Genomic DNA, 13,394 nt, shown 5'->3' with positions numbered 1-13,394 from the left:
GGGACCATGGCACATAGGCTTGATTTCTAATTGATTCTGTGTCCCTGCAGACTTGCCGAGTTGCCACCGGGAGAAGGTCTATGAAGTTCGATATCTATCCGCACTCTAGGAAGGCCCTGAGTGCAATCACGGGCCAGCTAGGACTGCAGCAGGACAATTGGGACGACTTCGATTTCAAGACTACGTACGGCCTCTATTACCAGCCATCAAAGAGCTCTGACCTTCTTTATGTCGGTGGCGTGAAGATCTTGAAACTGGGACAAAAGGAAGGCGAGCCTCTCCAAATTGAGCAGCCATTTGACCGACTTGATGACCAATGGTGTTCGGTTGGCGCCGATCTCGATTACTACGAGCGGCTCTCAACAATCGACGACGATGATCGAAACGAGATTCTGACAGCGCTCCGCGATGTCGTGGCCAATCCAGCTCTCATTCCAGAATTTCAAAACGAGCTTGGTTGGCGAAAGTCACTCTTCCGAGACAATTCACGATGGGATCGCTTCCTTGATGATGCGACCGCCGTCCACAATAAAGACTTCTCCAAACTCGCCAACCTTGAAACACCATTCTCGTTCAGGCCAAATGATGCTTCGGACGTGCTGCCCCTGAAATTCTCCGCGCCGCCCGTCCCGAACTACTACCAAGAGATGAGAAAGCTTGGCCCGAGTGAGAAAGAGGTTCTCTTGCCTCAACGTATCGTCGCCTTAATCGGGCGAAACGGCTCCGGAAAAAGCACGCTTCTTTCACGACTCTCGCATGTTGCATTTGCGTCCGGATCAGCTCGCGAACAAAAAACGATACGAGACCTCGGCGCGTTTGATCCTCCCGAGATTAACTTCTCCCGCATCATTACGATATCCTACAGTGCCTTCGACAGCTTTGATGTTCCGGGGCTTGACGGAAGGGACCGCGTTCAGGTTGCCAAGGATATAGCGGCGGGTCAGGGCCGGTTCGCCTATTGCGGTCTCCGCGATATTTCCGCCGAAACTGAGGAGCGCGAAAACAGTGAAATAAGCACTGTGTTTCAAACATCCGCACCTCAAGCAATCACACGCCTAAAGCCGATTGAAGCACTCGCCTCTGAGTTTGAGAGATATGTCACCATGATCAACAGTGGAGGGCGCCGAGCTCTGTTTCTCTCGGCGCTTGAACCTTTGTTGTCTGAGCCGTCCTTCGCTCAGCGTGGCGAACAGGGTGAAGCAGAATTCATAATGAATGAGCCAATGAATTCGTTTCTGAGCTGGAGTACGGGCCATAAGATTGCACTGCATGTGGTTGCGTCACTTACTGCACGCGCCGCACGAAAGTCATTGATCCTATTCGACGAACCAGAAATGCATCTTCATCCGCCACTCGTCGCCGCTCTCATGCAGGCAATCAGAATCATCCTCGAAGAAGTCAATGCCTTCTGCGTCGTGGCGACCCATTCACCAGTTGTCGTACAGGAGACCCTCGCTCGCCACGTCCGCATTGTGACGCGTGCCGGTGACACCCTTCATTTCAGGCAACCTAAGCTCGAGACGTTCGGCGAAAACGTCGGTCTCCTAACATATGACATTTTCGGCCTTGTGGCATCATCAACCGACTTCCACGAGGTACTCGACCTTCTGGTCGATGGCGACTTGAGCTATGAGGAAATCGACAATCTTTTCACGCCGGCATTAAGTGGCCAAGCCCGAGGTTACGTACTTTCTAAGTTCGCAGGACGTACCAAACAAAAATGAAAAACCTGCCACGCCCACCAAAGACGACTGCAAGAGATGACCTCGAAACTGTACTGTACACCTACAATTATAAGGGTGAGGTGCGGGGCTATGCTCCAACGCGTGGTGAGATTGATGCGATCCTTGCAGTTTATGACCTGTATGATCAGTCCTTGGGAGCGCCTTCCGATGCTCTGAAAGGGCCGGGTCTTGCTCCAGCCCTTAACAGCGCGATTAGGCACGCCTATCCACAGACGTATGAGAATGGAAAGATTCCCCATATTCGGGAAACTGCGTTTGAGAATGTTGATCTCTGCCCGATTTGTGGCGTAGATCCTCCAGTCGAGCTTGACCACCATCTTCCCAAGTCGGTCTTTGAGCCACTTTCGCTATATGCTTGGAACTTGGTTCCGTTATGCGAGGCCTGCAACAAAGCCAAGCTTGCCAAAGACGCAGGAAATTTCGTCCACGCCTACTTCGACATAGTGCCGGATGAGCAGTTTCTTCAGGTCGACGTTTCAATCGAAGATGGAGGGTTGATCACTAAATATTCGATCGACGAAAATGCCCAGCTCGCGGCTCCGCTTCTCGCAAAGCTCAAATTTCAAATGGAAGCTCTATCTCTCAATACTAGGTTCCAAAAGGATGTGAATACCAACCTTGTGGCCCACACGACCGGCCTACACATGGCTGCAGAATTCGGTGGTGGCGATGGGGTCAAGCGTTATCTTGGAAAGCAAGCTTCCATCGAAACCGATGCGTTCCATCGCAACCACTGGCGACCGGTGCTTTTAAACGCACTCGTAAACCATGACGAATTTTGCAACGGCGGGTTCAAAGATGTCCTACCAGATGGACAAGCTGGTGCGGTTGCCGGCAACCTGGCGACGAAGGAACCGGCGGAGGAAATCTGACAGTTTACCTGCGTACGGTCTCACCCATGCAACTTCCATCCTTTTGGGAGTATCGAAAAGGCCGAGCCTGGTTTGCAATCTTTGCGCAGTTAAGGACGCTGAGGCGCGGGTGCAGCCATTGGGCAGCGGTTCAGGTGTTAACCTGGCGCTCGGCGTCACGTAACCGGTTTTTCAGCGCAACCAAAATGACTTCCTCGATGTCGTGAACACGCATCCCGTGATCACAAGCGAGCCTATCTACCAGGTTGGCGATCTCTGGGTTCTTTGGACCGTATATCGGCCAATCATGCAGCTCATGTACGTCCGGATGCGTGGGGTTGACCATTCTTGTTGCCTCCATTCTTGTATCGCCAGCATTGGCTTGATCGAACACTAGCGCTTGCCCTGCTTCACTTTTCCCAAAGCCCTCGTTTTCTTAGGACACTGCGCGCTTTCTCCCACGAAACTCCCGCCGCATCCGCGCATCGTTTAGCTGATCGCGTTTTCAGATATGTGCATACGATCAACTCTTCGTCACATTTCTTGTTGGAGTTTCGAGGCCGAACTTTACGCCCTGCCTGCTTGATCCACCTTGAAATCGTATCGCATCCAGATCCATGCTGCTCGTGCAGTTCGCGAATGGACCGCCCTGCGTCCCATTCTCTTGCGATCTCTTCACGAATGTCGATACCTGCCGTGGCTAAGGCTTTCACGGCATCGCGGCGACCTCGCCCAAGGGCCTGAGCAACGCGATCCAGAGACCGCAAATCCTCAAACAACCGCTTGATCTGATTCAGCTCTGGCAATGGAGGTTCCGCGCCTCGGAGCCGCGACTTGGGCTGAGGTCGAATAATCTCTGAGCCAGTGCTTCTGGTTGTGCTGGTAGATTTCTTATTTTCGGAGGGACACGCCGCACTCGAAGTCTGCATCGCCTTTTGCCGTGCAAGCTTCCTGCGAGACACCCGAAGCGGACGACGAAACTTTTCAAAATCGGCAATAGTCTTCTGCGCGGCCTCGACTTGCTTTCGAGCTTCCTGAAGCTGCCTTTCCTGTTCTTCTGTAAGCCATGCCATCAGCGTCGCCCCTTTCGCGAATATCATTCCCTCGAAACCTTCCGATGCAAAGCCGCGTGCCCCCTTGCTTGCCCAGACTCTCGGTTTGACCGGTGAAACAGGCAATCAAAACCTGAGAAACGGCTCACGATGACGAAGAAATGTTGCGCAACGAATCAATCTTCGAATCACTGTGAGAGGGGTAAGTACGGAGACTAAGGACTTGCATCAGACCATGAACGTTGATCTGCATAATCACGAGCAACTGAAGTGCAGGCTCCGGCAAGCCGGATCGAGCATGGCGGAAATTGCTCGCACGCTCGGCATCGCGCAGAGCAGCGTGACCGTAGTCAGCCAAGGCTATCGTCGATCTCACCGCGTACAGTCAGCAATAGCGAACCAGCTTGGAACCACTCCACAAGAGCTTTTCCCCGACCGTTACCCGGCAGAGGAGGACAGCGAGGCAAACAAAACCTGACATCGGGAAATAAAAGGACCCTCCTGCGCGAACAGGAAGGCCTTTTGAATAAATGTCGTTGGTCGCGACCCCTTATTCATCCCTTGAGTCTCACGAAAAGTCAACCTGCCGGGGCGTCTCTCGGCAGGGCTGCTCAACTCATCTCAAATATAGGGGGATGTCGCCCCGCACCTGCTCCGATCCGCATGGGTCGGCGTCCAGGTGAGGTGCGCTCCAATCATCATGAACGACAATCTGATCTACCGCGGGCCGGAGCCGAGCCACGCGACACGTATACCTGCACGCCGGTCCAAGGGCAGCCTGCGCGGCTCGATGGTTGCCATGCTACCTGGCTTCCAGCGCCCGCGCGTCATCTACTTCGAGAGCGCGCTCGAATACGCCTTTCTTTGCCTGATGCTGGTGCGAGATGACGTGCACCATATTCGGGAACAGCCACCAGCGATCTCATACGTAGGTGCCGAAGGCCAGTCGGCGCAGCATGTCTTCGACTTCCTCGTCACAAAAAAGGATGGTGAGCGTGTCGCGGTGGCGATCAAACCCATGCAACGTGCCCTGAAGCTGAATTTTGCGTCGGAGCTCGAGGCAGTTGCGGCCGCGCTCCCCAAAACCTTTGCGGACCGCATCTCGCTCGTAACCGATCACCACATCGACAAGAGCGCGGCCGCAGAAGCAGCCCGAACACTCGCTTGGGCACGCCCCTCGCTGACGGAGGTGGCCGCATGACCCTTCGTTTCCGTTTCTCAAAAACTGACATGATCACCACGGCGGGCGTCGCCATGCGCCCTCTGGAGATCAACGATGCAGGCGGCACCTTCGAGCGCGTTGGGCAGCCGGGGATCACTGAGGCTTTCTCCCACCAGGAGCTTGCCGAGATGATGCGTCGGCCCGACACGACCTATTTCGCGGGGTATTTTGACCGGGCGGCGCAGCAAATTCGCCGGAGCAAGCCGGTAGAAGTCATCAGCGAACTGCCGGAGAAAGTCAGTCGGCTGGTGATCTGGCGAAAGGCGTTCTGTGACGCTTTCCTCGCCCTCGAAGCCGCGGGCGACATCAAACGCACGCAAGAAGCCTATGACCAAGCCCGAGCACGGCTCGGAGCGGAAACACAGAGGCTTGTCGGCGAAGGTGCCGCTGCTCCCAAGAAAGCACGGCCGGGCGAGGAAATCACGATACGAGGCATTCCCGGCAGCCGAACCGCGTTTCAGTGGGTGCGCGCCTATCAGGCGTCGAGCTATTCGCCCCTCGCGCTCATCCCTGACACCTACCGCTCTGGAAACCGAGACCGGCGCTGGTGTCCCCACGCCGAAGCCCTGATGAACCAGGTCGTGGAAATCTATGCTGACACGCAGCGCCCAACGCGGGTGCAAGCGATCAAGGAAACCCAAGCCCTCTTCAAGGAAGAAAATCGACGACGCGCAGATGCGGGCGCCGCTCCTTTGGCAATTCCGTCTGCTTCGAGCATCCAGCGCCGCCTGGATATGGCAGACCCATTCTACCTCTATGCCAAGCGGCACGGCGCAGCCGCTGCAGCGGCTCATTTCACGCTGTTCAGTAACGGGCCAGACGTTGTCCGCCCGATGGAGCGCGTCGAGATGGACGAGAACCGGCTCGACGTCATCTCTCTTCTGACCCTGACCGGGATTTGGAGCCACCTCCCCCGCGAACGTCAAGAGCGCTTTGAGACCGGACGCCGCTGGCTTTACATCGCAATCGATTGTGCCACTAAATGCGTCGTCTCTATGCGGTTGGCTGAGACCCCCAACTCCGACGACGCGATCCGGGCGCTGCGCGACATCTTCGAGGACAAGACGCACCTTGCTCAAGCAGCGGCATGCGAAAGCACTTGGCACCATCACGGTGGGATAGGAACACTTGTCTCGGATATGGGGCCGGCCTTCGTTTCCGATGATTTTCAGGGAACGGTGAGCTCACTCGCGATCACCGCCCATCTCCCTCCTGCAGGGCGTCCCTGGCTCAGAGGGTTCATCGAGTCATTCTTTCGCACGCTGGGCCATCAGCTCATGCCGTTGCTGGCAGGGCGCACGTTTTTCGATACCGTGGAGCGCGGTGACTATCCCTCAGAAACGCTGGCCTGTCTTTGCGATGACGATCTAATCAAGATTCTGCTTACCTACATCGTTGATATCTACCACAATCAACCGCATGGATCGCTCAAAGGGGAAACGCCGAATGCAGCCTGGGCGCGGCTTGTTTCGATACATGGTACACCGCCGGTTCCTGACGGACTTACCTTACGCAAAGCATTCGGGCGCCCATTGATCCGCAAATTACGTGGCGATGGGGTCATGTTCGCGGGCCTGACCTATAGTTGCGAAGCACTACGAGAAGCCTTTCTTCACTCACCAACACGAGAGGTCGAGATCAGGGCGGATTTACATGACATTGGGTGGATTGCCGTCCGTGTCGGCGCGACCTGGTATCCCGCCATGGCCAACCAACCTGGCTTTGACGGGATCACCTTCGAACAGCTCCGCGAAGGCATACGGTCTGTGCGCCACAAACATAAGCGTGGCGTCGAATTGGATGCCCCCAAGGTACAGCGCGCCATCGAGAGAATTTCCGAAGCCAACCGACGGGCCTTCGCGCTTCGCGAACTGACGCCGTTCCATGTGACTGACGAAGAGGTAGAGCGGTCTCAAGCTGCACTTCACTACCCGATCCGTTCCGACGAAATGCGATTGGGGCAGATTACGCCCAGCACAGATCTGCTCGATGATGCGATTTCCATTGCCCCGCGCAACGGCCAGGACGAAGCGGAAGCGCCGGTCAGCAAACCATCCGATCCGCCAGAACAGCGCGAGCGTCGTAAGCGTTGGAGGTTCGATGATGAAGATTAATCGCATCACCCAAGCTGCTCAGCGTATTGCAGTGTTGAAAGGCCGCTTCATTCACCACGAACGCTACACCCCGCTCGCCGCCAGCTTCGAAATGCTGGTCGAAATGCGACTCGCCGACTTATCGGCTGGCATGGTCAATGAAGCCCACGGGCTCGCTCTCGCGGGGCCATCGGGCGCAGGGAAAAGTGCCGCCATCGAATTTCTGCTGGACGGTCAAATCCGAAGGCTAGCCGACGAAGGCTATGGGAAGACTACGATCATCAGCTTGCGGGTGCCCTCACCCGCAACACTGAAATTCTTGGGGCAGACCCTACTGCGTGCACTCGGTTACCAGATCAGTTCTGAGCGGCAGGCTTGGTACATCTGGGATTTGGTACGCCACCACTTGAAGGAGCGGCGCGTTCTTTTCGTCCATCTCGACGAGGCCCAGGACCTCGCGTCGCGAGGAACCAAACATGAACTCAACGCAGTCGCATCGATGCTCAAGACCTTGATGACGGACAAGGATTGGCCTGTCGGGATCATCCTTTCAGGCACCAACGAATTGGAGGATATCCTGAATCACGATCCCCAGTTGGCAAGGCGGATGAAAACGACACGCTTCGAGAGTCTTTCCCCGGCCGCCCATGGCGAAGACGTCGTCGATCTTCTGGAGAGTTTCTGCGAACGGGCTCAGCTTGATCCTGAAGAAGATGTTCTTGAGCTGACGCATGGAGAGCGTCTCGTGCATGCCGCTGCCAACCAGTTTGGCCTCGTCATCGAGCTCATTCTGGCCGCCATCGAAGACGCCTTGCTTCAAGAACAGAAAACGCTGAACCGAAACAACTTCGTAAGGGCATACCATCTGCGCACGTCCTGCGATCCGGAGTTCAACCCATTCGTCGTGCCAGATTTCCTGCGATTTGACGCACGACAGGTGTTCACACGGGAGAACCGAACATGATGTTCTCAACAATCAAGCCGCTACCGCTGAATGTGAAATTCCATCAAGGGGAAACCGCAACATCACTTGCGTCCCGCCTCGCAAGTCGGAATGGCGTGCCAAGCATGGCCCTGTTCGTCTCCGATTTCGGGATCGACTATCTCGGCCTGACCAACGGGTGCCAAGAAGACTGTGCGCGACTGGCCGCACTAGCTGGTATCGAGCCTGCTGCGCTCCAACGGAGTACGCCAGAGCTTGTCTCTCCCGGCTGGTTCCGGCTAGGGCAGGAGGAAATCAAGTTCACGGCCTTCAGCCGGACAGCTCTTATGGGCTGTCCACATTGCCTGCATGACACCATGAACGATACTGATGCTGCGCACTTCGGGTTATGGCAGCTGACTTCGATCCGGACCTGCGCCACGCACAACTGCCACCTTGTTTCGTTGCCCAAGGCGCCTGGAACAAGGGACAGGTTCGATTTCATCCATCTGATTTCCGGCTTTTCCCCGCCCGAACCGCAGGGTGCAAACGAACGCGACCTGGTCTTCGAACGCTATCTGAGGAACAGGATTGAGGAAGGTCCAGGAAACTCGTGGCTAGACTGTCTGCCTTTTCATGTCGCGGCACAAACCTGTGAAGGGTTCGGGCTGCTGCTGACAAGAGGCGCCAAGGCACGGCGGGAAACAACAACCGCCGCCCAATGGACTGCTGCTGGCACAGCGGGGTTTGAAGTGCTGCGTCACGGGCCCGATGCTTTCAGGCAGAAACTAAAGGACATCCAGCGCGCCCATCCAATCGACAACACGCTCTACCGGACCCGCTACCGCGTCTTCTTCGAATGGCTGCGCCATCGTGACGACGACCCTCAGTTCGATGAGATCCGCGACCTGGTCCGGAAGTTCATCTTCCGCAACTTCCCGATCTCGGAAGGTTCGATCGTCCTGGGCCATCCATGCCCGGAGCAGTACGTTCACTCGCTATCAACTGCACGATCAAGGTACGGCCTGTCTGGCTGGAAGCTTGCCCGGCGATTGGCTTCGATGGGTCTGGCGGAACGGAATGCTTCCGGCCAGGGTTTTGTGCTGAACGCCTATGTGCCTACGGCAATCATCAATGACATCGCGACAGACTTCGACACCCTTATGAACGCGACTGACGCAGGCAAATATCTCGGCGTCGAGCGCTTCATGATGGCCAAACTGACGAAGCCAGGGCTGGTCGAGAAGTACTTCGACGAGAAGAATGCCTCGCCGATGTACCACCCCCGCGATCTTGATGGCTTTCTCGGCAAGTTGAGGACGCGAGCCGATCTTTCATGGACGGACGATCTGCTCGACATCGCGACCGCTTCTCACCGGGTTCGGATACCGACCGAACGGGTGATCGAAATCATCCTGAGAAACCAGATTCCGCTGGGCGTCGCCAACCATGCCACAGCACGTTTCCCAGATTTCCGTGTTTCGCTCGACATGCTGCGTGAGGTCATCGCCACGGATCACGAGGGGACCGTTCGCCCGACCCGTGCCGCCAAGATCCTCGGCATCAACATTCGAACGATACGGAGCCTGATGGACACAGGCGTTCTGAAGTTCCGCGAGGTTGAGGAGCTGAAGAGCGGGCGCATAAGGAGGTACGTCTGCGCCAAGTCAATGGAGCAGTTTTCCAAGAGCCATATCTCGGTAGTCGACCTGGCAGCGAAGAACGGGCGGTTGCCAGGCGTCGAGGCTGTGATCCAGCTTGATCGCGGGGCGAAGCCGCTACCTTTAGATCCACGCGCCAACATGATTTTCAGGCGAAACGACGTTCTTTGAGCTGATCCCAATAGAAACCGGCCAATGCGCCGGCTTTTTCATATCCCGCCAGAGGCAAACCTATCTGACGAAAAAGGCAGACCTGGTTCGACATCAGAATTCTGCCCCACTGATTTCAAAGAGAAAACTTAAAGCTCAGAGGCAGAACTTGGTGACAATTCCCACCTCTCTGAAATGAGTAAGATAGCGTGGCTCACCCCACAGCGTTAACTGGCTCATCTGTGCCGCACGGTGCTGTTTTCACTCAACAATCACTGCCGCATTGATCCGCACCCTTGGGCAGAAAGATCGCCTTGCAGTCCTTTCTCCTGTCAGAACGGGGGGCGGCAAATGGGCGACCATCTCCTCGTTTTGCATTTTTGGCAGCGCATAATAGACCCTGAGCCGAAGACCACGGCCACAGCACAACCACCATCCGCTCATGACGCCCGCCGCACGCGACGATGGCTTGAAAAGATGTGCTGCGAGCAGATATGCGGTCACGCGGCGTGGTCACCTTGCGGTCATGCCGATACTCAGATCGGGCACCTTGCGCCGCGCGAGCGTCAGCGCCCCTCGCCCTCGCGCCGTGTCAGGCCGCGTGCAGATGCCCGATGTCGCGGCGCCTGAGGGATCGACGTGCAAGATCGCCATAGGCTCCGCGCACGCGGCTACGTCCAGGCTCGCCGGTCAACCCATGCACCGCAGCGAGGTCGGGGAACAAGGTCAGCAGCTCTCGCATATCATCGACCGAAAGGCCTCGGATGGCCTCGGGGCCGGGCCAGAAAGTTTCGGTCGCGATGCCTTCGGCAAAGATAACCTCATGTTGCTCGGTCATCAGATGCACATAGGTGACGGGTGCGTGATGCGCGATCTGGCAGGTGAAGTCTGGATCCGCTTCGGCCAGCAATTTCGACGAGATGAACTTTTCGTCGCGGGAATGATCCGGCATTAGGGCGCGATCACTGACAATCAGGCGATGCTGGGGTGACAGCAGCATCGGACGCTCCGGCGAGAGGATCCCACCGGGGCGCAGGCAATAGGGACGCAGATGCGGGCGCTGCAGCAGCTCGGCCGAGCTGAGATGACGCTTGCCGACCCAGATCACCGGCTGAAAGCCGTTGTCAGCGGTTTGCAGCAGATCGCCGACCCGGATCTGACCGGCCGGAACCGCCCCCCGCCGCGTTGCAAGCAGGACATTCGGGGTAAAACAGGGGATCCCCGCTGAATAGAGCTGATTGTGGCTGCTCATCTGTGCGGGGGTAACCCCCTGCAGCACCAATTGTTCACCCCCCGGAAAGGTCAGCAGGGCATTGCCGAAACCATCGTCGGAAACGACAACATCGCTGGTCATGACCGCGCCGCCGACTCCGCTGCCACCAGTCAGCCCCGAAACATCCAGCTGATCGTTGTAGAAGCCATTGCCATCGTCATCGTTGAGATCGAAATCGCCGACGGTATCAACGCCGCCCGCCTGGGTGAGGATCAGCCGGTCATCGCCGGCGCCGCCGATGATCGAGTCCTGGCCGCTACCCAGCGTGATGGTGTCATCCCCGGCACCGGCATCAATATTGACACCGGCATTGTCAACGGAGGCATCAACCACATCGCCCTGGTTCGTCAGGGTCAGCCGTTCGATCTCGCTGAAGGTGACCGTATCGGCGCCGTCGGTGATCTGCCCCGCTTCAAACCCGGTATAGGTGACCGTGACACTGCTGGTGACTGCTGACATGTCGATGTGGTCGGAGTCATTGCCGGCCTCACCGCCCGAGATCGTGTCATTGCCAAAGCCGTCCGACATCTGGAACGTATCGGCATCCGCTTCGCCATACATCTTGTCAGCGCCGCTGCCCCCGACCAGCAGGTCGTTGTCATTGCCGCCGTACATCGTGTCGGCGCCATCGCCGCCTTCCAGCGTGTCGTTGCCATCGGTTGCGACGATGCTGTCATCGCCGGTCCCGCCCACCAGGCTGTCGTCACCGGCCGAGTTGCGCAGGGTATCATTGCCTGCACCCCCGATCAGCGTGTCATTCCCGAGGCCGGTGGTCAGGCTGTCGTCGCCATCGCCGCCATCAATGTAATCATCCCCGTCACCACCGGAGATGGTATCGGCCCCGAGACCACCCATCAACGTATCGTTGCCAATGCCGCCGTCCATGACGTCGTTGCCATCACCGCCGTCGAGGCTGTCGTTTCCGGACTCGCCATACATCAGGTCGTTGTCAGCGCCGCCAAGCAAGAGGTCGCCGTCATTGCCCCCGTACATGGTGTCGTCGCCATCGCCACCTTCCAGCGTGTCAAAACCGTCGGTCGCAACGATGCTGTCGTTGCCAACCCCGCCGACCAGGCTGTCATCGCCGGCCGAGTTGTTCAGGGTGTCATTGCCCTCGCCGCCGATCAGCGTGTCGTTGCCAATTCCGGTGGACAGCTGGTCATCACCGGCACCACCTTCGATATAGTCATCGCCGTCACCGCCGGAGAGGGTATCGCCCCCCTCGCCGCCAATCAGGGTATCCGCGCCGACGCCGCCATCCATGACGTCATCGCCATCACCGCCCTCCAGATGGTCGTCCCCCTCCTCGCCCATGATGGAGTCATTGCCGCCCTGACCATAGACAATATCATTGCCGTCGCCCGCCAGCACGGTATCGGCGCCCTGTTCGATGATCGTGGTGACCGGATCGTCCAGAATATCACCCGATAGGGTAAAACCCGACAATCCGACACGAGTCTGCAGGGTGAACTCGATCGACGAACGATCCTCAAACGAGGCAGAGAACCAGGAATCCTGATCCGTATAATCGTTCAGTTCCGAACCGGTGGCCTTGACCACATTTCCGTCGATACCCGTGGTCAGCGAGGAATCGGAGGAAATACCAAAAGAGGTGAAACTGTTGCCATCGATGATCACCGCCTCGGCGTCGCCGGTTTGACTGTTGTCATCAATGTCGTTGAAGGTCGCGGTCGAGTTCAGATAGACCGTTTCACCAGTTATGGGATCAAAAAACTCCAGCCGGAATTTGGCCTGATCCCCCGACTGGTTCCCGGTCAGGAGGATTTCCGCGCCGGCGGTATAGCCGAATTCAACCGACATATTGGCGTTGGATTTTTCAAGCAGGATCAGCCTGCCGGAGATGCTGGTGCCATCCTCAAGCTTAGCGATATCCCTGAAAATCGCATAGTTCCCGACGGAGCCGGTGCTGCCGTCATGGACCACGCTCTGGATGTTGTTGATGTCGAGCGTCAGCGGTGAAGCGTTTGCCCCCTGCGCAAAACCGTCCCCCATGTCGCCATAGATGACGTCATTGCCGAGGCCCCCGTCGATGACATCGCTGCCCTCCTCACCGGCAACGGTATCGTCTCCCTCACCGGCATCCATGGTATCGTCACCGGTGGTGCCGCCCATTCTGTCATTACCCCGGCCACCGACAAGAGTAGCAAGGAGATCTTCGAGCCAACTTGGACGGGGCATGGCGGGTATCAATCCTTAGCTGATCAAAACGCAGTATTCATGACCAGTGGGAACGGACCCATGGCCAATGGTATCTACACATACCAAAGCCAATTTAGAGGTCTTGCGATAAAAAAGAGTAAACTGGCGCCGAAACGCGTGTTCCAGCCGTAAAACGGCCCGCCCGAACCGATATCCGGCCCGATCTCCCGGCGTCACTTTGCAACCGCTGAAAGCCAGCGCCGAA

Annotated in this window: 10 protein-coding genes; 7 read left to right on the top strand and 3 right to left on the bottom strand. The window is 57.1% G+C overall.

The window, feature by feature from the left end; all coding sequences use genetic code 11:
• The first annotated feature begins 80 nt into the window (after nt 1-80).
• Together VWZ85_RS15010 and VWZ85_RS15005 are read left to right on the top strand one after the other, a co-directional pair.
• Nucleotides 81-1,724 carry an ATP-binding protein gene (locus VWZ85_RS15010; RefSeq protein WP_260101135.1) on the top strand — a complete coding sequence of 548 codons (1,644 nt, stop codon included), beginning with the start codon at nt 81-83 and terminating at the stop codon, nt 1,722-1,724.
• Nucleotides 1,721-2,617: an HNH endonuclease gene (locus VWZ85_RS15005; RefSeq protein WP_260101136.1), complete on the top strand. Its 897-nt coding sequence runs from the start codon at nt 1,721-1,723 to the stop codon at nt 2,615-2,617. Before VWZ85_RS15010 ends, VWZ85_RS15005 begins: the two co-directional genes overlap by 4 nt.
• A gap of 130 nt (nt 2,618-2,747) precedes the next feature.
• Here VWZ85_RS15005 and VWZ85_RS15000 read toward each other — a convergent pair whose 3' ends face one another.
• Nucleotides 2,748-2,990 carry a hypothetical protein gene (locus VWZ85_RS15000; RefSeq protein WP_416589419.1) on the bottom strand — a complete coding sequence of 81 codons (243 nt, stop codon included), beginning with the start codon at nt 2,988-2,990 and terminating at the stop codon, nt 2,748-2,750.
• A gap of 16 nt (nt 2,991-3,006) precedes the next feature.
• Nucleotides 3,007-3,669 (bottom strand): hypothetical protein, encoded by a 663-nt coding sequence (locus tag VWZ85_RS14995; RefSeq protein WP_416589418.1) that lies wholly within the window; start codon nt 3,667-3,669, stop codon nt 3,007-3,009.
• A gap of 214 nt (nt 3,670-3,883) precedes the next feature.
• Here VWZ85_RS14995 and VWZ85_RS14990 point away from each other — a divergent pair, with 214 nt between their 5' ends.
• From VWZ85_RS14990 to VWZ85_RS14970, 5 genes are all read left to right on the top strand, one after another.
• Complete coding sequence (locus tag VWZ85_RS14990) at nt 3,884-4,126, top strand: helix-turn-helix domain-containing protein (RefSeq protein WP_260101139.1); 243 nt, start codon at nt 3,884-3,886, stop codon at nt 4,124-4,126.
• 222 nt (nt 4,127-4,348) lie between these two features.
• Nucleotides 4,349-4,849, top strand: coding sequence for a TnsA endonuclease N-terminal domain-containing protein (locus VWZ85_RS14985; RefSeq protein WP_260101140.1), 501 nt, complete (start codon nt 4,349-4,351; stop codon nt 4,847-4,849).
• Complete coding sequence (locus VWZ85_RS14980; RefSeq protein ID WP_260101141.1) at nt 4,846-6,984, top strand: Mu transposase C-terminal domain-containing protein; 2,139 nt, start codon at nt 4,846-4,848, stop codon at nt 6,982-6,984. Before VWZ85_RS14985 ends, VWZ85_RS14980 begins: the two co-directional genes overlap by 4 nt.
• Entirely contained in the window at nt 6,971-7,927 is a 957-nt protein-coding gene (locus VWZ85_RS14975; protein WP_416589417.1) for a TniB family NTP-binding protein, read from the top strand. The genes VWZ85_RS14980 and VWZ85_RS14975 overlap by 14 nt, the downstream gene beginning before the upstream one ends.
• Nucleotides 7,924-9,717, top strand: coding sequence for a TniQ family protein (locus VWZ85_RS14970; protein ID WP_416589416.1), 1,794 nt, complete (start codon nt 7,924-7,926; stop codon nt 9,715-9,717). Before VWZ85_RS14975 ends, VWZ85_RS14970 begins: the two co-directional genes overlap by 4 nt.
• Nucleotides 9,718-10,288: 571 nt before the next feature.
• Here VWZ85_RS14970 and VWZ85_RS14965 read toward each other — a convergent pair.
• Nucleotides 10,289-13,168 (bottom strand): Hint domain-containing protein, encoded by a 2,880-nt coding sequence (locus VWZ85_RS14965; RefSeq protein WP_416589415.1) that lies wholly within the window; start codon nt 13,166-13,168, stop codon nt 10,289-10,291.
• Between the last annotated feature and the right edge of the window lie 226 nt (nt 13,169-13,394).

The organism is Phaeobacter sp. JH20_29 (assembly GCF_048056175.1).
GTDB lineage: Bacteria > Pseudomonadota > Alphaproteobacteria > Rhodobacterales > Rhodobacteraceae > Phaeobacter > Phaeobacter bryozoorum.
The sequence above is the reverse complement of the archived record's forward strand: the minus strand, read 5'-3'. Positions and strand labels throughout refer to the sequence as shown.

Excerpts from the sequence above, each read along its gene's own strand:
- VWZ85_RS15010 (WP_260101135.1), top strand. The coding sequence starts at position 81 with ATGAAGTTCGATATCTATCCGCACTCTAGGAAGGCCCTGAGTGCAATC.
- VWZ85_RS15005 (WP_260101136.1), top strand. The coding sequence starts at position 1,721 with ATGAAAAACCTGCCACGCCCACCAAAGACGACTGCAAGAGATGACCTC.
- VWZ85_RS14995 (WP_416589418.1), bottom strand. The coding sequence starts at position 3,669 with ATGGCATGGCTTACAGAAGAACAGGAAAGGCAGCTTCAGGAAGCTCGA.
- VWZ85_RS14990 (WP_260101139.1), top strand. The coding sequence starts at position 3,884 with ATGAACGTTGATCTGCATAATCACGAGCAACTGAAGTGCAGGCTCCGG.
- VWZ85_RS14985 (WP_260101140.1), top strand. The coding sequence starts at position 4,349 with ATGAACGACAATCTGATCTACCGCGGGCCGGAGCCGAGCCACGCGACA.
- VWZ85_RS14980 (WP_260101141.1), top strand. The coding sequence starts at position 4,846 with ATGACCCTTCGTTTCCGTTTCTCAAAAACTGACATGATCACCACGGCG.
- VWZ85_RS14975 (WP_416589417.1), top strand. The coding sequence starts at position 6,971 with ATGATGAAGATTAATCGCATCACCCAAGCTGCTCAGCGTATTGCAGTG.
- VWZ85_RS14970 (WP_416589416.1), top strand. The coding sequence starts at position 7,924 with ATGATGTTCTCAACAATCAAGCCGCTACCGCTGAATGTGAAATTCCAT.
- VWZ85_RS14965 (WP_416589415.1), bottom strand. The coding sequence starts at position 13,168 with ATGCCCCGTCCAAGTTGGCTCGAAGATCTCCTTGCTACTCTTGTCGGT.